Source organism: Tepidibacter formicigenes DSM 15518 (assembly GCF_900142235.1).
Taxonomy (GTDB): Bacteria; Bacillota; Clostridia; order Peptostreptococcales; family Peptostreptococcaceae; genus Tepidibacter; species Tepidibacter formicigenes.
This window is the reverse complement of the sequence record NZ_FRAE01000141.1, coordinates 1-1,438: the sequence shown is the minus strand read 5'-3', so window position 1 is coordinate 1,438 and position 1,438 is coordinate 1. Positions and strand designations below refer to the sequence as shown.

The 1,438-nt window shown below is 27.6% G+C and carries 1 protein-coding gene; it reads right to left on the bottom strand.

Annotation, left to right across the window (positions count from 1 at the left end; all coding sequences use genetic code 11):
• Positions 1-19: 19 nt before the first annotated feature.
• Positions 20-1,324 carry an IS701 family transposase gene (locus tag BUA77_RS13240; protein ID WP_242939137.1) on the bottom strand — a complete coding sequence of 435 codons (1,305 nt, stop codon included), beginning with the start codon at positions 1,322-1,324 and terminating at the stop codon, positions 20-22.
• Positions 1,325-1,438 lie beyond the last annotated feature (114 nt).

Here is a 1,438-nt window from a genome sequence, read left to right as displayed (position 1 = left end):
CACCACTTTACAAGAAAATCTAACTTGCTAAATCCTCTACGTTAGCGTATTGACGTAGATATGGTATGCGAGATAGATTTTTCTTGATTTGGTGTATTTTCAACAACTTGCTAAAAAATAATTCTTCCCTAATGGCTTCGCCGATTATATGCTTAGCTTCTTGTGGACTACAAAATCTATACGCTTTAAAAGTAGCACTAATAAAAGGTAGTAAAATCATAGCTGAATATGCTACCCCTATAAGATTTATATATTTTTCTATAGATATTTTACTTCTAACCATATATGTTCCTAATGACCAAAATAATTTTTGCTGATAGAACATAACTTCAATATTCCATCTCATTTTATATACACCGTATATATTTGAATCTTCATCTTTAGTATTTTTATTATACTTAGTCTTTACATTCTCCACTTTTATAGTACTTAGATATAATCTTACAGATGAAAATGTATTTATATCTTTTGTTGTAACTGTTATAATAACAGGTTTGGCAGATAAATTTGTAATACATTCAACTGTAGCAATGTAGAATTCACTTTCTTTTGTATAATCGAATTCCCTGTAATTTAATCTATCTCCTTTTATTCTTGGTCTCCCACGCTTCCCCGTAGGAGCTGGTTTTAAGTCATACAAAACTGTATCACTACGTAAAGCTCCAATAATTTCTAAGTTATCGTAATCTTTTATAATTTGTAGAAATGGTTTCTTAGTGTACCAACTATCACATAAAACAACAACCTGTAACCCCTTTAATTCAGGCATTACAATGGATATAAGATTTTTAGCTAACTCTAATTTAGTGCATGATTTATCGTAGACTTTGTATCCTATAGGTATTGTTATATATTTAAATCCATTATCTATTTGCATAGGGATACTCATTGTCATAGATACAATACAATGACCATTCATAAATGAATTGCCATTATGTTTTGCATGGTCAAATAGTTTATATCTATGCTCAAATTTATCTCCAAATTTAGGTTGAAGTGTATCATCAATTGATAAATATATAGAAGTATTTTCTTTAGTAATCAAAGGAATTAACGATACACCTATTCTAGCTGTAACTCGCATTATATCGTCTATGCAATAATTTTTATTATTCAAGAAATAGTAAAAACTATTAAGCGATTTGCTCCAGTATTTAGATATGAATTTTTCGTATATATACTTTATAGACTGAACTTTTTGCATAGTAATAATGGCTAAGATTGTAAGTACAAATAATTCAAAGCTACGCTTATAGAAAATATCTCTATACAAAAATAAATACTTTTTTAGTGTTTTTAAAGTTGATTTATCGTCAATAATCATAATATAACTGAGCTCCTTATTTGTTATTTTGGTTTAATCACTAAAGATTATTAACAATTTAAGGCTCAGTTATATTATTTTTTGGATTAAATTTAATCAATTACTTGTAAAGTG

Excerpts from the sequence above, each read along its gene's own strand:
- BUA77_RS13240 (WP_242939137.1), bottom strand. The coding sequence starts at position 1,324 with ATGATTATTGACGATAAATCAACTTTAAAAACACTAAAAAAGTATTTA.